Genomic DNA, 23,263 nt, shown 5'->3' with positions numbered 1-23,263 from the left:
GATGGTTGCCGTGGTCGATTCCACAGGCAACCATCGGAAGGCAGCAGTGAATTGAGCTTCTACGGAATGGTCCAGGCCCCGGTCTTGACCCACCCGGAATCGCGATTCAGCGGATCGAGCATGCGTTGATAGAGGTCCTTGGATCCCACCATCGGCGTTTTCAGGGTAACGGGCACGCTCAGGGTGAGAACGCCCGCTTGGCTGCTGGCGGATGCGGTGCCCGTATTGATTGAACATGCGCTGCTGTCGAGTGCGTTTGAGGCGGTACCGGGCGCCACCGGACCCAGGAAGAACCCCACATCGCTGGAATACATCCACAGCCCGTTGCCAGCCCTGTCGTAGTGGACAAAACAGAACGGCTGCCCTCCGCCATCGGTGGCTTTCGCAACAAGGAACTGCATCCAACCCAGTGGCGCCCCCTCGAAGCCGGCTGGGTCGGTGTAGGTTGCCGCGAAGGTCTGCTGGGCGCCTGAGCCGGAGTTCGGCAAAGAGTTCATCCCACCGGGAACTGCGGCCGAGGTGGCCCACGTCCCCTTGAGCTGCCAGCCTGTATCAAGTTCGCCCACCGTGTAGGCGCGCAGGTAGATGTTTCGCGCCGCCGCCGCCTTGAAAAGAATGTCGGCCTTCAATGAAAGCCCGGTGCCATTCCCGGTGACTGTCGAAGTTTTTGTATTGAAGCCGCAGAAGGAATTCTGCAATAGGGCGCTCGGCGTGCCGCGTTTCACCGGACCGACGAAAAACCCTCCGTCGCCATAGACCCAGAATGAGTCGCCCTGTACGTCGAAATGAATGAAACAGAAAGGCTGCCCGCCGCCGTCCGGAGCGGCCGCCACCAGCAACTGTACCCAGGCCAGATTCTGATAACCGAGGCCGGCCGAGTAGTCTGCGATCAAGGATGCGGGCGAGCCCGAACCGGAAGCGGGACTGACACCGACGGCGCTGGGATGTGGATCGATCGCGGCGAAGTTGGCCACGACCGTCTTCGCCGAGGACATGGTCATCGACTGCGGATTCACGGCACCGCTCAGGCCATTCGTGAATGAGGCGAAGGAGTAGCTGTAAGCCGGGTTGGCGGTGACCTGCAGCGTCTGCCCCTCGTCGAACCAGCCATCGGCGGACGAAGGCGTGATCAAGATGGAACCCGCACCGGCCGGTAGGACGCTGGTGGTCAGAAAGTATTGCGCCTTGAAGTTTGCGGTGAGAGTCACGGGGCTGGTTCCGGCCGTTACCGAATGCGTTTGAGCCCCGCTGTCACTCCAACCGGTGAAGACCCGGCGGGCGCCTCCGGATCCCTGTGGCGAAGGGACGTTGAGGGTGTGGCTGGAGCCCGCTGCCCAGCCCAGGGACTTGGGTGCTGTGTAGGAAACCCCGTCCGCGATGACGTTCAGCCCGGGCGGATTGGTGACCAGGGTGACGAGAGTGAGAATATTCGTCGAGTCGGAGCCGTTGGCGGTAGCGGAACCGCCGCCGCTGACAGTAACCTGGTTCACCTGTGGCGATGTTGCGTTCGAGGAGACGGTGGCCTTCACAATAATCGGCTGGTAGCTGGCGCCCGCGGCCAGGGCATCCCCGCGGGTACAACTGGTTGGGGTGGTGCATGTCCAACCGCTGCCCCCCATGGAGACCGCGGCCAGTCCGGCAGGCAGCGTGTCCGTCACAGTCACGGTGCCCGAGGTGGGACCGGCGCCTGTGGCGTTTCGGACTACCACCGTGTAGTACGAATCCTGCTGACCCTGCGTGAAGTCGCCAATGTGCGTGCTGGTCACCGAGAGAACCGGCGCTTTGCCGTTGGGCTCGAAATAAGCGGTGATGCTGGACGGTTGGTACAGGTAGAAACTCGTCGTGGGACTGCTGCCCGCCAGGATCCCGCTGAAGTCTTTGAAGACATAGCCGGGGTCCGCCTTCGCCACCACCTGGATGTACGATTTGTTATACCAGCCGCTGGGCGGCGTGATGGTGCCACCGGTCGTGGCGGACGTTGTGAGGTAGTACTGGTCGGTGAAATAGGCTTCAATCACATTCGGGCTGAGTGTGGAGGCGGTAACGGTGTGGGTGATCGCTCCATTGTCCGTCCACATCAGGAACGCCGAGCGCTGGCCGTTTGAGCCCGCGGTGGGCGAATCCACCGAAATGACGTGGCTGCTCCCGTACGTCCAGTCGAACGTCTGGCCCGAAGGATACGCCACCCCATCCACTCGAACGCCGCCCACCGCGGACTTCAACTGGTAAGTCACAGTCGGCAGCGTGGAGGTCAGCACGGTCGCGCCCGCGCCGCCGGAGGCGATAGCGGTCACATTGGTGAGATCCTGCGGCCGGAGTCTGGTGAGCGCATCGTCACTGCAGATAGCCACGACGCTGCCAGTCTGCTTCTGCCCTACGCTGCAGTACCCACCCAGGTCGAACCGGATCAGATTGGTCCAGTTGGGCCAGGTCTGCAGGCCTGTTTCTGACCAGTTCACCATGGTGCCATCGCTGGTGAGCGCCGCTTCGGTGCCCCCAAAAGTGGAGATGGTTACGCCTTTCGGAGTGCCGGCCGGAGGCATGCTTCTGTAATCCACGTTCAGCGTGAGGAGCGACCCATCGGCGGTCAGCGCCATGCTCCAATAGCGGATCGCGACCTCCACCACGTTCCTGGCTCTGCCCGCCATCACCGTATGGATCTCGATACCCGACCCCCAATACTGGATCGTCCCGTCCGCCTTCACTCCGACAGCCGTGGTGGAACCATTCTTGATATCCACAAAATCGGTCACGCCGGCGGGCACACTGGATACGGCCGGCCCGTAGCCCCATCCCAGCACGGTGCCGTCCGATTTCAACACAAAGGTGGACAGGCCGCCTGCGGCCACGGCGATCACGCCGGTGAGCCCTTGGGGGACATCGCATTGGTGCTGATCATTGTTGCCCCAGGCCACCACGGTGCCGTCCTTGCGGAGGGCCACAAAATGGTAGTCGCCCACCGATACCGAGACCACGTCTGTCAGGTTCTGTGGAAAGGGCGCGGTGGCGACGACGCTGGGCGAAGTCCAACCCACTGGTACCGCCGTTGAGTTCACCGCGGCAGTGTCAATGGCGGTGTGATTCGCCGGATCGCCGCCGCCGCTGACGGTCGCCTGCAGCGCCAGGGAGGACGGCGCATTCGCATCGATCTGCGCCAGCACGAGGACGGCCGGATAGTTGTCGCCGCCGGCCAGCGCGTCACTCCGGCTGCAGGAAGTGCTCCCGCAGAGCCAGCCCGGGCCGCGCATCGAGAGGATCTGGAGCCCAGCCGGAATGTTGAGGCTCAACTGCACATTTCCCGAGGTAGCGGTACCCAGGGGGCTGTTGCTCACCCGGAGCAGGTAGACGGCGTTGGTCTGCCCGCGCAGGAAGGCACTGGTGTGGCGGACATCCATGCTGAGCGAGGGCTTCGTCAGAATCGCGCTAAAGTTCGCAGTCACGGAGATCGGGCGGGACAACTGGATGTCACGGGGATAGGAAAGCCCCTGCATGTCGCCGCTGAACCCGGTGAAGGCGTAACCCGCATTGGGCGAAGCTCTGAACGTCAGCGCCGTGCCTGCATCGACATAGCCGGTGGAAGGAGTAATGGCGCCTCCCCCGATGGCCGAGGTAGTGACCATATACTGGGGATACATATCGATGATCAGGTTATAGTCGCTCCAGACCTGAAGCGTCCTGGAAGCTGGTGCGGCAATGTCACTCCACCCGCTGAAGGAGTACCTCACACCCGGCGTGGTACTCTCCTGCACCGGTTCGACGGCAAGTGCATGCACACTTCCGGCTGGCCAGACAAAACTATGGCCCGTCGAAAAAGGTACGCCATCCACCCGGTAGACCGTGCCCGGCACCTTTGTTGACAGGGTCACAGTGATCGGCGCGACCACTGCCGTGATCGCAAGGCTGTGCGCCGCACCGCCTGCCACGGCGGCCACCTCCAGCAGATTGGTGGGAATGGTCGTCTGGCCGCTGCCGTTATCTCCCCAGCTCTGCACCGTCCCATCCCAGCCGAGTGTGATCGCATGACCGCTGCCGGCGGCCACGGTCCGGACGTTCGACAATCCGGAAGGAATGCCGGACAGGATGGACGCGGGCGTGTTGCCCCACACCACCACGGCGCCATCGTCCTGCACAGCCAGGCTGAACTTGGATCCGGCGGCGACTGCGACGACCCGCGAAAGGTTCGCCGGTACGGCGCTCTCGCCTGCGGAGTTGTTCCCCCACGCCACCACGCTGCCGTCGCTGAGCACGGCCAGGGAATGATCGCCCCCCGCGGCGATGGCTGTGGCGTTCACCACACTGGCCGGCACGTTGCACTGGCCGCTGCCGTTCGCACCCCAGGCCACGACGGTTCCGCCACTGGTGAGGGCCAGGCTATGGTTCGCACCCGCGGCGACCGCCACCACCAGCGCCGCCGCTGCCGGCACCGTGGTCTGGCCGCTGGAGTTGTCGCCCCAGGCAGTGACGCCACCGCTCCGGTTCAGCGCCAGGTTGTGGTAAGCGCCGCTGGCCGTGGCGATGACAATGCCGGCACCGCCCGGAACGACCGATTGCTGCTTCGTGTTGTCGCCCCAGGCCGCCATGCTTCCGTCGCCCTTCAAGGCCAGGCTGTGGCGGGCTCCGGCGGATACATCCACAAGGTTGCTGAGCCCCGAAGGCACGCTCCGCTGGGTGTAGGTGTTGTCGCCCCAGGCAACCAACCCGTTGCCCGCGCTGCTGACTTTGGACACGACGGACGCCGCTTTCGCCTGGCTCGACCCGCTGGGCGTAACAGACACCCACACTTTGGCCGAGGTGGCATTCGCATCCACGGCGGCGATGAGTACCAGGGCCGGATACTGCCCACCCGGTGGTAGCGCGTCGGTTCGAGTACAGAGCGCGCCGACGCAGATCCAGCCGCTCCCCCAAGTACGTGCGATGGTCACGCCCATACCCTGGGCCTGGACGGTGACACCGTTCACCGCTGCCGCCCCGGTATTCACGATACGCGCCACGAATTCCGCATTCTGTTGGCCTTGTACGAGCGGCCGGGCCTGCTGCAGGCTGACCACCATCACCGCACTCGAGGGCTGCACGAAATTGGCCGTGATGTCCCATGGCGCATCCATCGTCACCCGCAGCGGGTTGTTTCCTTCCGAACCCAAACCAAGCGTGAATCCGCTGAACTGGTAGCCCGCCTGCGGAGTAGCTCGGACCAGCACCTCGGTGCCGGCGTCCAAAAACTGGGAACCGGGGGTGATGGCGCCGCCCGAACTCGCCGTGGTGGCGAGTTGGAACTGTGTCCGAAAGGCGGCCGAATAAGTCACGTCCGCAGTCGGATACACTGTCTGGGTCATCGACCCGCCAATATTCCACCCGGTGAAGAAATGACGGATAAAGGGCGGGAAAGTCTGGGTTGCAGTTGTCGAGATCTCATGGCGCGTGCCCGGGATTACGGCGATCGAGCAGGTTGCTCCGCAAGGAACACCGTCGAACATCACTGCCGGCGCCTCGTAGCTGGTGGATATCGGGCCGCCCTTTCCAAACAGCTTTGAATCAACAGTGACGTTCACCAATGAAGTGGAGAGGATGGCGAGCGCGTGCGTGCTCGCCCCCATTGCGGCGACCACATGGGCCAGTTGCGGTGCTCTAGAGACCTGCCCGTAAGTGTCATCCCCCCACGCCACGACTGTCCCGTCGTCCTTGATTGCAAGGACATAGCCGTCGCCAGCCAGATCCACCACATGGTTCAGATTCGCCGGGACCGCCGCCAGGCCGCCTCCCTGGGCGTTCCAGGCCGTGACAGTGCCATCGGTTCGGATGCCCGCCATTGTTCCCGCTCCCACAGAAGTCACACGAACCAGTTTGGGAAGATTGCCAGGTATAGCGGGAGCCGTCTCGCCCCAGGTGACAACACTGCCATCCCACTTCAGCGCGATTACCTGGCCGACGGTGGTCGAAATGCCGATAACCCCGGTTAGGTTCGCCGGAACGCCCAACTCGCCGCGGGTCGTCGAACCGAACCCCGTCACCGTTCCGTCTGCCTTCAAGGCGAGACAGTGATCTCCGGCTGCGGCGATTGCAACAATATTGGAGAGAGTCGCCGGGACCACGGGATCGGGGGACGACAGCCCCCATGCCGCGACCGTGCCGTCGCTTTTCAGCACGTAGCTGGCATCGCGGCCAGCGGCGATAGACACCGCGCCTGTCTGGCTCGAGGCTGTAATCGACTGAAGCTGCCCACCGTAGTTCCACAACAGCAGGTTTCCATCTTTCTGAAGGGCAAGGGCATGCCGGTCTCCCGTTGTCACGGCAACCACATCTGAGACGTTGTACGGGACGCGGCTGTTGATTGCCAGCCGGTCGCCCCAATTCATTGGATACCCGCCGAAATTGATCGGCGTCAGGTCGCTGCCGGTATTATTTGTCGGATCCGAATCGCCGCCGCCGGAAATGGTCGCCGAATTGCTAACCATTGTGGGCGCATTGGGCGCTACCGAAACCAGCACGCGAATGGCAGGCAGCATCTGGCCTGCGGCAAAAACATCGCTTCTCGTGCAGGTATTCAGCTGGCACAACCAACCGGGTCCGGACATCGAAGTCATAGCCAGTCCAGTGGGCAGGCTTTCTGTAACAGTAATGGGCCCCGCGGTCGGGGCGCTGCCCGCGTTGACGCTCCGTATCAGGTAATAGGCGTTGATTTGACCCTGGATAAAGACGGTGGCCCGCGCCACCTTGATGGACAGATCGGGTGCTGCGCCTGCAGCCGCCATCGTAAACTGGCTGATCGGGAAAAGACACAATGCCAGGGAAAGTGCGGGACGAATAATGGAACGCAAGACGACCTCACCGTCGAACCTACCGTGCTGGAATGCATAAGTCAACTCGACCCGGATAATATCTCGTGACAGCATTTCCTACGAAACTGGATGCGTTAGTTGTGTTTATTTTGGAGTTCTCAACAAGCGGAGCCGGGGCGATTCCAGCCTGGCATCGGTGCGTCGGCCCCCTGTCGCAAATCCCCCGGACAGCGCGGCGCTGGTGCGAAACGCAAGGGTGTGCGAGAATAGGGTTGTTCGTTCACGGTGTCGGGCCGTGGCGCAGCCTGGCTAGCGCGCTTGCTTGGGGTGCAAGAGGTCCCGAGTTCAAATCTCGGCGGCCCGACCAACTAACCTCCTCAGTATCCATTCCCCTCGCGGTCCAGAGTGTGCACTGGCGTTTGCCCAGATTGCGTGGAGTTTGCTCACTGGGCCCCACCAGCGCTTTCCTCGGCTGATGCAAACTCACGCTGCCCTGGTCAATGTCCAGGCAGAAGGTCGGATGGGCCGGAATTGACTCGAGACCGGCCATGGACGCCTAGAGCTCGAACCTGCCAAACCCCGGCCACTGGAAGATACCCGGCCAGGTGATGACCGTGGTGCAGGCTCCGTTTGTAGTGTCTCCCGTCATACATTTTTGTTTGCTTGCAGGCGTCCCGCCGGCATGCTGATCGCGGGACTCACACCATCAACTTGGCGACCCTGCTGCCTGCTGCGAGGCATAGGATTTCGACCTGGGCGGCACGATTCTGGCATTAGCTGGCACCCCCTATTTCGGTGTACGTTTCATCCGACTGCTCCACCACACACTAGGCCTGCAGATCAACATGGGGCTCGCCTCTCTATCTTGATTTCTGCCGCAGTATTCTGTCTCACAAATCTGAAAATGCGAGATTGTACTAGTCACTGGCATTTCGTCTTTTAAACATGCGGACATGTCAGTAATCTATCGTCCGCCGGAAAGTCCATCTGGACATTGCCCTGGAGGCGTGGCACGAGTGCGATGCGGCGAGGGAGCAAGCATCTGAGTGGAAGGCCAGGCGCGGCTCTGACGCCGCCAAACCCTTGCCAGCCTTCGAGTTATTCGCCAGGTTCAATCCCAACATGGCATTCCGGCTTTGCTGTGAACACCCTCGAGGTGCACCAGTATCCTGTATCAAATCATCCAGGGCACCAAAGGACAGATAAGGGGAAGGCGATCAGAAGCCACTAATTTGAATTAGCCATCATAGTATTTACTACGAGTACCAGAGAACAACTTTAATGCCCGGCTGGAAAACTAATGATTGACAGACGTGATACATACTCCCACAATTGAACTCGGTCAATATCAGACACCTCGGTTACATGGTCTGAAATCGATCACTATCCCAATGTGTGCATTCTCGCCCTGAGTCCCGGATGGGACCGATGGGGACGAAGTCTGCCCAAACGTAAGCCATTTCTTATGCAGCAGTATCCGTGGCACGCCATCCGTACCAAACCACACCAAGAGCAGATAGTCGCAGAAGGACTAAGAGCCAAGGGGTATGAAGACTTCTTTCCATCTTACCGTTCGCGAAGGAAGTGGACCGACCGGATTAAGTTTGTGGACTTGCCGCTATTTGACGGATACGTGTTTGTAAGATTTGATCCGCTCAAATGGGTGCCGATCAAAAGTACACCTGGCGTGCTGCAGATTGTCTGGGGGCATATTTCGGAGGCAGAGATTGAGGGAGTCAGGCGGCTGGCCGCGGGCAATCTAACGGCGTCGCCATGCCCTTATTTGAGGGAAGGAATGACTGTGCGGGTGAGGAGTGGGCCGCTGAAAGGCGTGAGCGGCGTCCTGGATAAAGTGAAGAACCGGTATGTGCTTGTGCTTTCGGTGCATCTGCTGCAGCGAAGTGTACAAGTGGAGGTAGATGCGGAATCAGTCGAGGCCTTGACCTAAATGACGCTGACTAGAAAGCGAACCAAGATGGTGTGCATCCGGTTGTCTGACGATGAATTCCGCAAGCTGCACGAAGCTTGCGCAACGATCGGGGCAAGGAGCATCAGCGACCTGGCGCGGGATGCGATGAACAGCGTGGTGGCGCAGGGGGGCTACGCTGACCTGCCCGACGACGACATCTGTGTGCGACTGGAAGATCTGAATCGCAGGATGACACTGATGCAGAAGGAACTGCTGCGGCTGTCGTCGATTGTCGGGGAGGCGCACGAATGACCAGGGCATTCCTGCTTGTGCTGATGGCGGCGACGCTGCCGGGGCAGGAGTCAGGGGCACGATCGACCTACGTCTTAGGACCGGGTGATCAGATCGTGGTGCGGGTGCTCGACCTGGAGGAGATCGGAAAAGATCCATACCAGATTGACATACGCGGAAACGTGAATCTGCCGATGGCTGGGCGCGTGAGAGCGTCGGGCCGAACCCTGGAAGAGTTTGAAGCGGCTATTGGCGAGCGATTGATGCCGTACCTGAAAAAGCCCGAGGTGACGGTGAGCGTGCTGGAGATGCGAAGCCAGCCGGTGAGTGTATTGGGGAGTGTGAAGAATCCTGGGGTGTTCCAGGTGCAAGGACAGAAGACCCTGCTCGAGATGGTGAGCCTGGCCGGCGGTTTGAACCCCGATGCGGGCTATGCCATCAGGATTGCGCGCCAGAAGGCATGGGGCGAGATTCCGGTCGAGGGCGCAAGATTCGATGAGAGTGGGCAGTTCTATGTGGCGGAAGTGGGCGTGAGGGACATTATGGAGGCCCGGTCTCCGGCGCAGAATATTCAAGTGAAGCCGAACGATGTGATCACTGTGCCCAAAGGGCAGGTGGTGTATGTGATGGGCGCAGTGAAGAAGAGCGGGGGCTTTGTGCTGGGTGAACGGGAGAAGACAACGGTACTGCAGGCGCTGTCGATGGCGGAAGGCGTGGATAACTACGCAAACAACAGAGAGGCCAAGATCCTCCGCAGAACAGCGAATCCCGAGATCCGGGCAGAGATCACGGTGAATCTCGCGGAGATCCTGAAAGGCACCAACAAAGATGTACCCATGCAGAGCGACGACATCCTATACGTTCCCGTCAGTGGGTCGAAGAAAGCGATGGCACGGACGTTGGATGCCATGATTTCGATGGGTACCGGAGTGGTGATTTACGGCCGGCGGTAAATGACAATGAACGACGAACAAGGGGATTTGGTGCCGGCCCGGAAGCAGGGCATCACTTTCGACGCGCAGGCATATGCACCACCGGCGTATTCGGTCCAGGGGGGCTATCCGCAGGAATTCCAGGACGATCCCGACGAAGGTGGCGGGTTGGTGGAGTACTGGCAGATTCTACGGCGGCGGATGGGGACGCTCATCCTGCTGGCTGGCGCGGGTTTCCTGCTGGCCGTACTGGTTACGTTGCCGCAGACACCTGTGTATCAGGCCAAGACGACGCTGGAAGTTCTGGAAATGAACCAGAACTTCATGAACATGGGCAGCGTGCAGCCATTGAGTGAGGGCGGGAACTCGAGCCTGGTGACGGACATTCAGACGCAGATCCAGATTCTCCAAAGTGAGAGCCTGACGCGGCGCGTGCTGGAAGAGATGCAGGTGAAGGATGTAGACAGGGATTCCGGGACGGCGACGGGGCGGATCTCAGCATGGCGGCGAGCGCTGAATCTGCCGGACGTTGTCAAAGTGGACGCGCGGACGGCGGCGGTAAAGATGGCGGCGAAGACCTTGAAGGCGAGGGCGAACGGGCAAACGAAGATCATCGAAGTGCTGGTGGATTCAACAGACAAGCAGGTGGCGGCTGAGTTCGCCAACCGGCTCACGGAGCAGTACATCACGATGAACATGGACGCCCGTTTCCAGATGACTGAGCGCACGAGCCAGTTTCTGGGCAAGCAGATTGCGGACATGCGTGGGCGCCTGGAGAAGAGCGAGGATGGGCTGCAGGCATATGCGCGGCGGACCGGTCTGCTGCTGACAGGGGACGAGGAGAAGAAGAACGTCAGCGAGGAGAAGTTAAGCCAACTGCAGACCGAGTTGACGAGGGCGCAGAGCGAGCGCGTTCAGAAGCAGAGCCGGTGGGAAATGGCGAGCAGTGCGGCCATCGGCAGCCTGCCGGACATCCTGAACGACAAGATCCTGCAAGAGTTTCAGACGCGCGTTTCCGATTTGCAGCGGCAGAAGGCGGAGCTAAACGAGACCTACGAGGCGGGCCATCCGAAGCTGAAGAAGGTGGAGGCCCAACTCGCGTCGGTGGAGCAGAGCCTGGCTCGCCAGCGAGGCGACATCCTGGCAAGGATCAAGAACGAATACGAAGAGGCTGCGCGCCGGGAGAAGCTGTTGCTGGGGTCTTTCAAGGAACAGACGGGCGTGGTGACGGATCAGAGTGAGAAGGCAATCCAGTACAACATATTGAAGCGAGAGGTGGATACAAACCGGGCGCTGTACGACAGCATGCTGCAGAAACTGAAGGAGGCGAGCCTGGCCTCCGCGCTGCGGGCGAGCAATGTGCGAGTGGTGGACGCCGCGATGGCGCCGAAGAGGCCATATAAGCCCAACCTGCCGATCAATGCGGCGCTCGGCCTGATCTGCGGGCTCTTCGCAGGGGTTGTCCTGGTGGTAATGACAGAACGAACTGACCGGACGCTCCACGATCCGTCCGACATCGGCTACTACCTGAACGTTCCGGAACTAGGCATGATTCCCAGTGAGGATTCGTCCAGTGGGATTTACGGCCGGCTGAATGGCCGCGCAGGCAAACTGCTGCCGAGGGGAAAGGTGGCGGAACCTCGCCAGCCGATGGAACTGGTGACGTTCGCCCAGAAGCCGTCGGCTCTGGCTGAGAGCTTCCGGTCCTCCCTGACGAGCATCCTATTCACCGGGCAGGGGGCGATTGCGCGGAGTGGGGCGGTGCGCCCAAAGGTGCTGGTGGTGACGAGTCCAAGCCCTGGCGAGGGGAAGACGACGGTGGCCAGCAATCTGGCGATCGCGATGGCGGAGACCGGTCAACGCGTCCTGCTAGTGGATGCGGATACGCGGAAACCACGTTTGCACGAAATATTCGAAAAGAGTAATGAAGCCGGGCTGACGACGGTGCTGCAAGGGCGAGATGCGCTGGGGGAACCGGTGACCCTGGGGGGCGACAATCGCGGCGGACACTGGAGCGGCCTCGCTATGATCCAGGCGACGCAAGTACCCGGGCTGAGCCTGATGACGAGCGGTCCGCCGGTGGCGGGCGCGACGAACCTGCTGTACTCCCAGTGGCTGGCGGATGCCATGGAACGCTTTGCGCGGGAGTATGACGTTGTTTTTGTGGACACTCCGCCGATGCTCCAGATCCCGGATGCCCGTGTGATCGGAAGGCTGGCCAGCGGGGTAATTCTCGTAGTACGAGCTGGGAAGACGACGCGGGATTCGGCGATTTCGGCGCGAACGAGGCTGAGAGAGGACGGAATCAGGGTTCTTGGGACGATCATGAACGACTGGAATCCGAAGCGAGGCCGGGGCGGGGCATCGGGCTACTATGACGGGTACTCGAAATACCGTCAGAAGTACGAGTATCATTCCTCCTAGCACGCGATCTGAGCTCCGAATGGGTTTGATCCCTCACAATCCGTGGTTTCGGGGCCAACCGAGCGATAGCGACTGAGGCCGCGGGGGCAATCGGCCCAGGATGGGTTTGTTCCCTCAAAAGTAAGGACATGTTCCAAATCCAGGGTGAGTGAGTGCGTGCCCTGGAGTGACCCGGGGGCAATCGATGGGTTTGTTTCAGCGAATTCCGTAAGGCCCTGGGCCGTCTCGTGGATGGGGCAGGCCTACGGATGATCCGGCTCGCAATGATGGGTTTGTTCCCTCAAAAGTAAGAACATGGTCCAGACCCAGGGTGAGCGAGTGCATGCCCTGGAGTGACCCGGGGGCAATCGATGGGTTTGTTTCAGCGAATTCCGTAAGGCCCTGGGCCGTCTCGTGGATGGGGCAGGCCTACGGATGATCCGGCTCGCAAAGATGGGTTTGTTCCCTCAAACCGGGAGAATTTGGATGGCCGTGCCAGTTCAAAGCTAGCCTCCATGCACCGAGATTGACGAGACTGCGGACCCTCGGGCCGGCGCTCCAGGCTCAGTGACCCAGAGAACTGGAGCGCGAGTGGTGGTAGGGCGGCGGTGCGGATTTCAAAGAACCTGTGGACCGGCTCCTAGGAAGAGTCCGGATCCGCGCGAACGGGATCTACACCTGTCGCGCCAAAGTTGTACCACGAGAGTTTTGCCGTAGTGGCGGGCATGTTTCGGATGTTGTTGTAGCGACATAGGAAATAATCTCGCCGGTTCTGTGATGACATCCCCCATTGACCGACCAGCGCGATGCCGCCGGCCGCTCAGACTCCTCTATCGGTGAAAGATGCCAGGATCATTCGCATTTCACGTCCGCCAGCTCAAGCCGCCAGCAGGCATGGCGTCCGTCCTAAGCCGTTTACGTTCGTCTCAAGTTCACCGTAACGCGGCCGCCGGTTCGAGCCAAGTCATTGTCACGGCTGCGATTGCATGTATATCGTATCCGGTGTACTTAGGCTACCTGGGATATGAACTCTACGGAGTGTGGCTGACGCTCGGAGTCGTTCTAGCATTTGCGCAGTTCGGGAAGATTGGCTTGGTTCCCGCCATGACCAAACATGTGGCGGAAGAATACAGTCGCCGCGACATCCTGGCGATCCGTTCCTATGCAACCACTGGCCTCCTGGCACTTGCCATTACTGGAACCGCAATGTTCGGCCTGGTGATGGCGCTACGCGGCCTCTTTGTCTCGACAATGCATCTCAGCCCCGAGAATGCGGCGCAAGCTCTCCGGTTGATGCCTTGGATCGCAGGGCTCTCCATCTACGTGCTCCAAGTGGAAGCACTAAACGGCGTTCTGGCGGGACTGGGCCGCATGGACGTGGCCAGCCTGCTGCAAGTTATTGCCAGGATCATCAGCCTTTCCATTGCAGTCGTGCTGCTCGCAAATGGGATTGGCATCACTAGTCTCCTATGGTCGAATGCTATCGCGTACCTATTCGTACATGTGTCAACATTGGTCGCGGTTCGTCGTATCACTGGTTGCGGGTGCCTCAGCTTACCGGCATTCAACATCCGGCGCCTCCGCACGTTGCTTGATTTCGGATCAGGAGTTTTCGCCGCATCATTGGTGAACATCCTCATCGCTCCCTTCAACAAAGTGATGCTGGCGCGATATGGCGGGGTGGCCCTGGTGCCAGTATTCGATCTCTCCTGGAGTCTCTCGATGCAGCTCAGGTCGATAGTGGACACGGGAGTGAGTGCCATTATGCCTGAGATCTGCCGTCTGCAGGCCAGTGGCACAAGTATCTCGCTGAAGCGGATTCAGTCACTTAGCAGGCGGGCAACGCGCTCAGCGATTCTTCTTGGCCTGGTTATCTACGGCTCAGCCAGCGTTTGCTGCGGCCCCCTTCTACGAATCTGGCTGGGCTCACGCTTTCACATGCTGCTACCCAACACATTACGCATTATCCTGGCGGGAGTGCTAATCGAAGTTGCTTCTATTCCCACATACTATCTTCTGCTGGCAAAGGGCCGCGTCTCAAGAGTCTTCATTGCCAATGTTATTGCAGCGAGCATCAATGTGATGTGTGTTGTGGTTATGGTGCTCCTTGCTTCAGCATTTAGCGTCACTCACCTTGCAATTGCAGTTGCGGCCAGTTTCCTCGCCTCTACGATCTATCTCCTCGGCTTTGCGAAACCCGCCGCCCCAGACCCGGCTTCATCCGGAGAACTGCAATTGATGCAAGCTGGCCGTGATCTCGTCAGAGAAGTGTAGAGTCACAGTCGCCGTAGTGGGTGATCGAACCATGCTCCCAAGCAATACATGGCGCAGCGTCCACACAATCCGCAGGAATACCGTTTCCGGCGCACGGCTTGCGCAGGCGGTTGCCATTGGCATCTCGGTAATGTACATGGCTGCTCAGCCAGGAGGACTCCTTGGCCCAGCGGCGGCAATGGGAGGAGTGCTGCTGTCGTGCGTTGGTGCTTCTTCCCACACGCTTGCAGCCGCATCATTCCTCCTCGGCCCCTATGTTTTCCGGGCCGGCCTGGAGCTCTTCAATCTGCCGCCAGTTGGAGCTCCACTCGCAGGAGCGGCAGGTGCATTACTACTGGCAAGTTGGTCCACTCGCCAGCGACGCGCTGCGTTCAGGATCCAGCCTGCGGCTCTCTCCTGGCTTTCTGTGGTCGCCATTGTTGTTTTGACAGCTTATCTATTCGGTCCGCAGACGGAATATGCACGTGACAAGATCACGGGGTTTGCGCTAGGAATTGTAGCCTCAGCACTTGCGGGCTCCGTGATGATAAGAGGCCGCAAGATGTCCCTATCCGACCTGGCCGTTATCGCATGTGCCGCATCAGTCTTCTGTCTAAGCGTGCTCTTCTACACCCAGCCCGCGGTTCGGCCTTCCAGTCTGCTGTCTTTTGGAGGGGTGAGGCTGGCTGGAATGGCGCTCACACCCGGTGGAGATTTCGTTGGTTCCCGCCCAATAGCGCAATTGGCAGGATGGAGCCTGGCGATGATATTCGGCAGCGTGCCGGGCATGGCCCCAGGTATGCGAACGAAACCGGCCGTCTGCCTACTCACAGCAACCGCACTAGTTTCGCTCGTTGTCGTCAGTTCCGCGGGGCAGCGCGCGGCTCTTGCCGCCTTGTTCATTTCAATTGTTTCGCTAGTCCTCTTTAGGGCAACCCGCAGCCGCGCAACCATTGGCCTTGCTGGAGCCGCAACACTCATCATCTTTGGCGTGGCGGCCGGAGGGCTGGCGACTAACAACCCGTTGCTGACGCAAGTGGTGCACGACGGGGCGTCTACATCCGAACGCCTTAACCGCTCAGTCAACTGGACCGCAGCAATACAGCGCATCAAAGAGGGGCCGGTTGCAGGTCATGGCCTGGGCGGTTATTACATCGACGGATTGTCACTGCCGGGCAGCGAGTCGTACATAGAGAGCCCATTTGGCTCCTCGCCGCACAATGTACTCCTGGAGTTGCTGGTGGAAACCGGAGGCCTCGGCACACTGTTCATACTAGGTCCTCCGGTCATCGCCGGCTTTCGTTTGCGCTCACTCGTTTCCCCTTTGCGCATGATGACTCGAGAGTCAGTGCTACCTCTTGTTATCTACTGTTTGTGCATAGCCAATATCACCTATGATTTGCGCGGATCCAGTATACTTTTCGGCTTCTGCGTTGCCTCCTGGCCACCTCCCCCACGATGCAACAAGGTAAACAGTGGATCAGCAGTAAAGCCGGGCATCACCAGATCGAGTCATTGTACGAGCCCTGGAACCTGACTACACAAACACTCCCATGTACATCATCGTAAATGCAGATGACCTAGGCAGGGACGAGCAGACCAATGCTGCCATTCTGCAAGCACTGGATTCCAATCGAATCACGTCCACAACGGTGATGGCAAATGCACCGGCATTTCGCGATGCCATCTCGCAGCTTCAGCGCCGGGCACCGAGCTCCGTCGGAGTGCACCTGAATGCGACGGAGTTCTTTCCGCTTACAAGCGACGCGGCGCTTAAACCATTGCTGAATGCAGACGGCGCGTTCAATGGAAAGATCAGGCGTATTTATCCAACTCGAATGCTCGTTCACGCTGTCTATCTTGAGTGGTCTGCCCAGATACGAGAAGTTATCCGAAGCGGGATTCAACCTACCCATCTAGATTCACACCATCATATCCATACCTTGCCTCAGCTCTACCCTGTTATACGAGCACTACAGAAAGACTTCGGCATCAGGCGAGTTCGACGCGGGAAGAATGTTTACGCATTCGACAGCTGCTATAATTACTGCGTTCTTGCCTGGCGTGTAGCATGTCATTTAGGACTTATGGTTGGCACCAATGGCATAGCAACCGACGCCTTCACGGATCTTCCGACCTTTCTGAGTGCTCATTCGCGCCTGAAGGAGAAGATCAGAAGTCTTGAGATCATGGTTCACCCGGGCCACCCGGATCACCATGAAGATGATGTGTTGTTAGCATCCCAGCAATGGCGCTCCATGGCGGTGAAGCATCATTTGATTGGCTACGATCAACTTCGTTGAAACTATTCCCGCAGGCACCAACTCTACAGCCGCAAATCATGGCTGGCAGCTCACACGATAGGTGATCTCATTCCTGCTTAGCACTGTGGCGCGAGCGTGCGAACAGCGTGCCGGCGTCTTGCTCCTGGTAGCAGCAATTGCGGCGGTGAGCATTGCGGACAAGCCGCCCCGAAGGCAGGATCCACCCTGACCCGGGGCTCCTCGGCCCTAGACAGCCCGACGGAGCCACCGCCGGCATTGGGGATGAGGGAACTGCCGGGCAGGAGGGCACTCCCCCCGTGGTCTTTTTCTGGCGGCGTTGACGCGGTCTTTGGCAAGTACGGCGCACCGCGCGCAACTGGAGGGCAAGTGCGACCCAGCGACCAAGGGTACACCCATAGGACTACTGAGTATGAATGCAAGCATGACGTCTCTTCGACTCACTTTTATCACCAATTTCATACCACATTATCGAGTTGAGACTTTTAGGTTGTTAGCGCAGCGATACCAGACACGCTTTGTCTTGTTCTCGGATGGAAGGGAGAAGAACTGGCTGCAGGAGAACGGAACCGCAAGCGGGCATTTTCAATATACATACCTGAAAGGATTTCGCTTTGGCGGCGTGCGTATTGCGCCGGGTCTCATACCAATCGCATGGCTTGACAATAGCGATGTGACAGTCAAATGCCTGAATGGCAAATTCGCCCTTCCCGTGGTGGCATTGGCCTGCATGGCGCGCCGTCACCCTTTCATCATCTGGACCGGCGATTGGAGTGTGCTAGATACGCGACTCAGCCGTTTATTTGCAAAGCTCAACAACGCGGTGTGCCGTCACGCAGATGCCGTTGTCACCTATGGCGAGCATGTCAGCAGGTATTTGATAGCAAATGGCGTGCCATCTGAAAACATCATCACAAGCCAGCATGCCGTGACAAACGCCTTTTACTCCAGGCCGGTCAGCTTGCAGGAGGTTGAAGAACTGAGAAGTTCCCTTCAGATCCCGGACGATGCCCGCATAGTTCTATCTGTCGGAAGACTTGTTGAAATAAAAGGGCTGCAATACCTGATCAGAGGCTTCGCTGAAGCGGCGACCGCGCGCAACCTCATCCTTGTCTTAGTGGGAACGGGCCCTGAGCGGGAGCAAATTGAAGCTCTGGCCAAAGAGCTCAAGATAGCTGAACGTGTTCGATTCGCCGGTTATATGTCGCCGTACGATACTGTCCGCTACTACGCCGCGGCGACCGTCTTCGTGATCGCAAGTGTTACGAGCCACGGATGGAAAGAGTCATGGGGCCTGGTGGTCAACGAAGCGTTCAATCAAGGTGTTCCGGTCATTGCTACGAATGCCGTAGGCGCGGCCGATGGCGGCCTGGTGCGTGACGGTGAGAACGGATTCATCGTTCCCGAAAGGGATGCGCATGCAATTGCGGCTGCAGTGTCGCGTGTTGTAGACGATCAGGCGCTACGCGGCAAGCTCTCAGCGAATGCCCGAAGCCGAATTGCGACCTGGGGACAGGAGCAAATGGTAGATGCGTTTTCAGCAGCCATCGAACGTGTGACTCAAAAGCGCCGAGGAGTGTAGTTAGGCATATGAAAGTTCTATTGCTGCATAATTACTATTGCACCACGGCCCCGTCGGGCGAGAACGAAGTCTTTGATACTGAGCGCAAGATCCTCAAAACGTCGACACCGTGGGACGTGACGGAGATCGTACGATACAACGACGATATTACGGACTGGAGTGGATGCCGGAAGCTAGGCATTGGAATCCGCGCCACATGGAATGCAGCCGCTGTCGGCGAAGTTAGAGCGACAATCCAGAACGCTGCCCCCAACATACTGCACGTTCACAATACCTTTCCCCAGTTCTCTCCAGCGGTGTTCCTGGCAGCTAGAGGCACTCCCACCGCGACTGTCCTGACTGTGCACAACTCCAGAATGTTTTGCGCCAATGGGCTGTGTTTTCGCGATGGCGCCCCATGCATGCGCTGTATTGACGAGCACTCCGTTCGTTCGGCGCTCAGATTTCGCTGCTATAGGTCAAGCTTGGCATCGACAGCGCCAGTGGCATCGATGATTGCCGTGCATCGAGCCCTGGGTACGTGGTGCAGGCACGTAGATGCCTTTATTGCACTGAGCGAGTTTCAACGTGACTTGCTAGTCAGGGGCGGCCTGCCAGCGGATCGAATCCACGTCAAACCTAATTGTTATCCGAATGCACCCCAACCGCTGCCTTGGGATGCTCGGGAACCCAAAGCAATCTTTGTCGGCCGGTTGACATCGGAAAAGGGTGTGCAAGTGCTGCTTTCGGCCTGGAAGCAAATGAGAGAGAAAGCACCTCGGCTTGAAGTTATCGGTTCCGGACGTGAGCTGTGCAGCCTGATGCGGGATGCGGAGGAGGCCAAGCTGCCAATCACGTTCCTCGGCCAACTCTCTTTCGACGATGTCCAGGATCGCATTCGCAAATCACGCCTGCTCGTTGTCCCTTCCCTGTCGTTTGAAGGGTTCCCGATGGTCATACGGGAAGCCTTCGCGCATGGCGTTCCCGTGGTTGCGTCCCAAATTGGATCGATTGCGTCGATCATCCAAGACGGGGAGAACGGTCTGCTGGTGAGGCCTGGAGATGCCGCCGAATTGGCCAACATCATCGAGCAACTCTGGGGGGACGATAAGCGGGCGCAATCCCTCGGCGCCTGTGGGCGCATTAGCTTTGAGCGTTCGTACACGGAGGCGGCTCACCTGCGCATCACTTCCAGGGTCTATGCGATGGCGATGGAACACCGGCGGGCGCGCCAAGCCTCCCAGGGAAAAGCGAACTCCGTATCGGCCGCCAAAGTTCACTGAGCAGAACTCGATTGGGATCCAGCAGCGCGAGTCGCCGGCATGTGCCGGAGGAGCCTCAGGCCAATCGATCAACTCCTGGCCGGGTGGCGCATGGGCTAGCCACCGAGGATGCGGACATCTTGAATTGCCAACTGAGAAGCAGGAGCGCACTCCGATCAGGCAAGTGGAATGAAATGAGCAACCTAGATGGAAAATGACAGAAGAGTCGATATGCTGGGGGTGTCGATTGACATGGTCTCCCCGGCTGAGGTCCTAGCGAAGTTGATCCAGTGGCGTATTGCGAAGCATCGTGGATACATATCCTGTGTCAATCCGCACAGCGTTCTAGTGTGTCACCGCGAAGAGCAGGTCCGCTCTGCCATAACTGGTTCAGACCTTATCCTGGCAGACGGAGTCGGCATTACGGTAGGCGGGTATCTGCTCGGGCATAGGCACATACAGAGAGTAGCTGGGCCGTCATTGGTGCTGGATATCTGCGATGGAGGAAGATCGGCAGGGCTGCGTCATTTCTTTTATGGGGGCGGGGAGGGAGTCGCCGATTCCCTGGTGTCACGACTAAGGGAGAGATTCTCCGGTCTCAATGTTTGTGGCACCATCTGCCCCCCGTTTCGTGAACTGACGCCGCTGGAGGACGCAGACCTCGTCGAACAGATCAATGCGGCCAATCCAGACGTAGTCTGGGTGGGGCTCGGGACGGGAAGGCAGGAGAAGTGGATGGAGAGCCACGTAGGGCGTGTTCGGGCTGCTGCCCTAGTAGGCGTGGGGGCGGCATTCGACTTTCATGCCGGTACCGTCCCCTGGGCGCCTTACTGGATTCGACGAGCGGGTCTCGAATGGGCCTTTCGGCTGGCTCATGAACCTCGGCGTCTTTGGCGAAGGAACCTGGATAGCCCGATCTTCGTTGCGAGAATTATTGCACAACGAATCAGCGAGAATGCCAGTCACGGATAGCTCCGCAACCCGATGACAGGAGAGCATATAGCTAGCTCACATGATCACGATGGATATTCCGCCACGTCAGGAGCAATCATATGCAAATCCCTAAATGTTGCGCGACGCGACTGGCGCCGATGCGCGGCAGAGCTACTTCCCGGCTCCGCTTAAAGTGATAGATTGCGAAGCTGCCGGCGCTGGAGCACTAATTGTCAAGGATGCGGTCTTGACGCTTGGCGCCGCATTGGTTGGCTTGAACGTGACGTTAATGGTGCAAGTCGAGGCAACCTTCAGTGTTGTACCGCAGTTATTCGACTGGGCAAAGTTGCCGGGCGCCACGCCAGTGAGGGATATACTTGTCATCGTCACTGGCAGACTACCCGTGTTACGCATGGTCACAGCCTGAGCCGCGCTGGCTGTCCCTACCTTCTGCAAGGGAAAGACCAAGGACGCAGGAGAGAGTGAGAAAGTGGGGACGATTCCTGCCCCGCTGAGCGCTACCGACAGTTTCACGGCAGGGGTCGTCAAGTATACGTCCAGCGCTGCATTTTTCAGGCTCGGGTTGGCGTTCGTCGGCTTGAAAGTGATTGCGATATCGCAGCTAGAACGTGCTGGCACGATGGTTGGGCAACTCGTTGACAGATTGAAGTTACCTGGCGCTGTGCCTGCCAGCTGGACTTTCCCTATCGTTATCGGCAATGTGCCGGTATTGGAGAGTCTTGCGATCTGAGGCGTGCTTGTTGTCGCGACGAGCTGATTGCCGAAGCTCAGTGATTGAGGAGTCAAGGTATACGACAACACCGGCGGCGTGGCGGGTGCATCGATGGTGGGCAACGTCCGCGGCCCGACATCCGAAAGCGTGAGGGGTTGCGACACACCAATGGCCAAGGCGGGTGATGCCGGCATCAGATATAGATCATTGCGCGGCATATCTCGAAAAACTGGATCCGCAATCAGATTTCCAGTGGAGTCAAGGGGAGTTCTCTGGAAATTAGCATCCACTCGAACCAGTTCCATTTTGTGAGTACCACTAAACAGGATGCTGCCCGACTGTGACGAAATGGCATCCGGAGCGGCCTCATAGCTCAGCTGTCCAGCCGCATAGACTACGTTCCGAGTAAGGAGAGTTGCCTTGGATCCCTGGAAGGTCAGGCGGGCATCTCCGGAGCTGATGAAGCTGTTGTCGTGCACGGTGTTCGAGATGGCCATATGCACGTGCAGCATCCAGTTCGTCACCATGGCAACATTGTGCTCAATCAAGAAGCCGCTGGTCTCTTCGTCCAGATAGTAGGCTGGCGCCTGGCTGGCGATGCCTACGCCAACATCATTTGCCCAGTTGTTGCGGATGGTACCGGCACGGCCTCCGTCCACATAATAGGCCGCTCCGTCGGACATCAACTGCATTACGTTAAAGACATGATTGTATTCGACTAGTGGAGATTGCCCTCCGACGGAGATGCCAGAATAGGGGACCCCGCGGATCTCATTGTGGTGGACATGCATCCTGTCTCCCAGCAGGACCATACCGGCCGCGGCAGGTGTCGAGTGCCCGGCGAGTTGAACGCGTGAGTCGGCGATCTCGAGATCATTGCTGTTATACGTGGAGATGGCGCAAGCCCCAGTCTCAGTGAACTCCGAGGCAAGGACACGCATATTCTGTGTGTTGCTTGCTTGTATACCGCTGGCGCCTACTCGTCTTATCCTAACGCCAGAGAGGGTGATTGTATCCACGTCCGACATGCTTACAGCGCCATCATAACCAGCCCCTGAGAAGCCACTGGACCTGGGAGGTGCATCGGTAATTGAGAAATCGAGATTGCTTAGCGTGATGTTCTTCACCGGCACATTCGTTCCCTCAATACGCAGGAGCACTTCCGTGACTGGCGCCCAGACCTCAGTAGTTGTCATGTCTTCGCCTGACCTAGGCCAGTAAAAAACCTCGTTCGTTGCATAGTTAAGGAACCATTGGCCGGGAGCGCGCAGGCCTTCCCTGACATTCAGGACTTCATACTTATGTATGCCGTAAGCGCCTGGTGGGAAGCGGAGCGGCGTGGAGAGGCCGATTGTATGATTGACATCATTGAGCCACGCCACTTTGGACAAGGACTCATCCCAGACGCGATAGACGCGGACTTCTGCGCTTTGCAGGTTTAGCCATGGCCCAAGATCCGCAGCGCTGTAGTTCAAGGTGGTTAGTTCGGCGCTTGTCGCTATTCGACTCCCGACCTGGAAGTCTGGTCCAAGATCCTTGAAGTATCCACTCTCCGGCAGGCGGGCGCGAGTTGACAACTGACCACCCACGATGAGGACACGGAACCTCCAGGGCTGGTGGTTCAAGTCGGGCAGGCTTGCCACCCAGACCGGACCGCTCCCTTCCTGACGCCATCCGGTGATTCGTCGACCGCCGCAGAGTTCGGCACGCTCTCCGGACGCCGATTGGATCGCGAGGTTTGAGTCTTGCGGCGTGAGAATGAGCGGGCTTGACAGCAAGTAGCGCCCACCACGCAGGACGATTGTGCGAGGTGTGCCAGGAGCGGCGGATCGAGAAGCCAGCAGTGCGCTCTGCAGTGTCTGCTGGACACCATCCACGTTGATGACAAGCCCTGATGAGGGCTCTGCACCGCGAAGAAGGATGATCGC

General features: G+C 59.0%; 12 protein-coding genes and 1 tRNA gene. 11 read left to right on the top strand and 2 right to left on the bottom strand.

Annotated elements, in window-relative coordinates:
- Positions 1 to 59: 59 nt before the first annotated feature.
- Positions 60 to 6,815 (bottom strand): InlB B-repeat-containing protein, encoded by a 6,756-nt coding sequence (locus IRI77_RS26110; protein WP_194447933.1) that lies wholly within the window; start codon positions 6,813 to 6,815, stop codon positions 60 to 62.
- A 250-nt stretch (positions 6,816 to 7,065) separates the two neighbouring features.
- On the opposite strand from IRI77_RS26110, the gene IRI77_RS26105 reads away from it, so the two are divergent.
- The 11 genes from IRI77_RS26105 (at position 7,066) to IRI77_RS38715 (ending at position 20,641) form a co-directional block, all read left to right on the top strand.
- Positions 7,066 to 7,143, top strand: a tRNA-Pro gene (locus IRI77_RS26105).
- A gap of 1,098 nt (positions 7,144 to 8,241) precedes the next feature.
- Positions 8,242 to 8,724, top strand: coding sequence for a transcription termination/antitermination protein NusG (nusG, locus tag IRI77_RS26100; RefSeq protein ID WP_194447932.1), 483 nt, complete (start codon positions 8,242 to 8,244; stop codon positions 8,722 to 8,724).
- Positions 8,725 to 8,997 carry a hypothetical protein gene (locus IRI77_RS26095; RefSeq protein WP_194447931.1) on the top strand — a complete coding sequence of 91 codons (273 nt, stop codon included), beginning with the start codon at positions 8,725 to 8,727 and terminating at the stop codon, positions 8,995 to 8,997. It begins immediately after the preceding gene.
- Positions 8,994 to 9,929, top strand: a complete 936-nt coding sequence (locus IRI77_RS26090) for a polysaccharide biosynthesis/export family protein (protein ID WP_194447930.1) — start codon at positions 8,994 to 8,996, stop codon at positions 9,927 to 9,929. Before IRI77_RS26095 ends, IRI77_RS26090 begins: the two co-directional genes overlap by 4 nt.
- Before the next feature lie 6 nt (positions 9,930 to 9,935).
- Positions 9,936 to 12,332, top strand: a complete 2,397-nt coding sequence (locus IRI77_RS26085; RefSeq protein WP_194447929.1) for a GumC family protein — start codon at positions 9,936 to 9,938, stop codon at positions 12,330 to 12,332.
- 981 nt (positions 12,333 to 13,313) lie between these two features.
- The gene (locus IRI77_RS26080; protein WP_194447928.1) at positions 13,314 to 14,585 is read left to right on the top strand and encodes an oligosaccharide flippase family protein; all 1,272 of its coding nucleotides are present in this window, start codon (positions 13,314 to 13,316) and stop codon (positions 14,583 to 14,585) included.
- 31 nt (positions 14,586 to 14,616) lie between these two features.
- A complete protein-coding gene (locus tag IRI77_RS38720) occupies positions 14,617 to 16,101 on the top strand; it encodes an O-antigen ligase family protein (protein ID WP_194447927.1) in 1,485 nt (494 codons plus the stop codon).
- 16 nt (positions 16,102 to 16,117) lie between these two features.
- A complete protein-coding gene (locus IRI77_RS26070; protein WP_194447926.1) occupies positions 16,118 to 16,867 on the top strand; it encodes a carbohydrate deacetylase in 750 nt (249 codons plus the stop codon).
- A gap of 403 nt (positions 16,868 to 17,270) precedes the next feature.
- A complete protein-coding gene (locus tag IRI77_RS26065) occupies positions 17,271 to 18,428 on the top strand; it encodes a glycosyltransferase family 4 protein (protein ID WP_194447925.1) in 1,158 nt (385 codons plus the stop codon).
- Between the two features lie 8 nt (positions 18,429 to 18,436).
- Positions 18,437 to 19,690, top strand: coding sequence for a glycosyltransferase family 4 protein (locus tag IRI77_RS26060; protein ID WP_194447924.1), 1,254 nt, complete (start codon positions 18,437 to 18,439; stop codon positions 19,688 to 19,690).
- A 186-nt stretch (positions 19,691 to 19,876) separates the two neighbouring features.
- Positions 19,877 to 20,641: a WecB/TagA/CpsF family glycosyltransferase gene (locus IRI77_RS38715; RefSeq protein ID WP_194447923.1), complete on the top strand. Its 765-nt coding sequence runs from the start codon at positions 19,877 to 19,879 to the stop codon at positions 20,639 to 20,641.
- Positions 20,642 to 20,773: 132 nt separating this feature from the next.
- On the opposite strand, the gene IRI77_RS26050 is transcribed toward IRI77_RS38715, so the two are convergent.
- Complete coding sequence (locus IRI77_RS26050) at positions 20,774 to 23,113, bottom strand: choice-of-anchor D domain-containing protein (protein WP_194447922.1); 2,340 nt, start codon at positions 23,111 to 23,113, stop codon at positions 20,774 to 20,776.
- Positions 23,114 to 23,263 lie beyond the last annotated feature (150 nt).

The sequence above is a fragment of the Paludibaculum fermentans genome (assembly GCF_015277775.1).
Lineage (GTDB): Bacteria > Acidobacteriota > Terriglobia > Bryobacterales > Bryobacteraceae > Paludibaculum > Paludibaculum fermentans.
Note: the sequence above shows the minus strand (reverse complement) of the source record. Positions and strands in the feature narration are given on the sequence as shown.

Coding starts and splice junctions, on each gene's coding strand:
- nusG (WP_194447932.1), top strand. CDS start 8,242: ATGCAGCAGTATCCGTGGCACGCCATCCGTACCAAACCACACCAAGAG.
- IRI77_RS26095 (WP_194447931.1), top strand. CDS start 8,725: ATGACGCTGACTAGAAAGCGAACCAAGATGGTGTGCATCCGGTTGTCT.
- IRI77_RS26090 (WP_194447930.1), top strand. CDS start 8,994: ATGACCAGGGCATTCCTGCTTGTGCTGATGGCGGCGACGCTGCCGGGG.
- IRI77_RS26085 (WP_194447929.1), top strand. CDS start 9,936: ATGAACGACGAACAAGGGGATTTGGTGCCGGCCCGGAAGCAGGGCATC.
- IRI77_RS38720 (WP_194447927.1), top strand. CDS start 14,617: ATGCTCCCAAGCAATACATGGCGCAGCGTCCACACAATCCGCAGGAAT.
- IRI77_RS26070 (WP_194447926.1), top strand. CDS start 16,118: ATGTACATCATCGTAAATGCAGATGACCTAGGCAGGGACGAGCAGACC.
- IRI77_RS26065 (WP_194447925.1), top strand. CDS start 17,271: ATGACGTCTCTTCGACTCACTTTTATCACCAATTTCATACCACATTAT.
- IRI77_RS26060 (WP_194447924.1), top strand. CDS start 18,437: ATGAAAGTTCTATTGCTGCATAATTACTATTGCACCACGGCCCCGTCG.
- IRI77_RS38715 (WP_194447923.1), top strand. CDS start 19,877: ATGGAAAATGACAGAAGAGTCGATATGCTGGGGGTGTCGATTGACATG.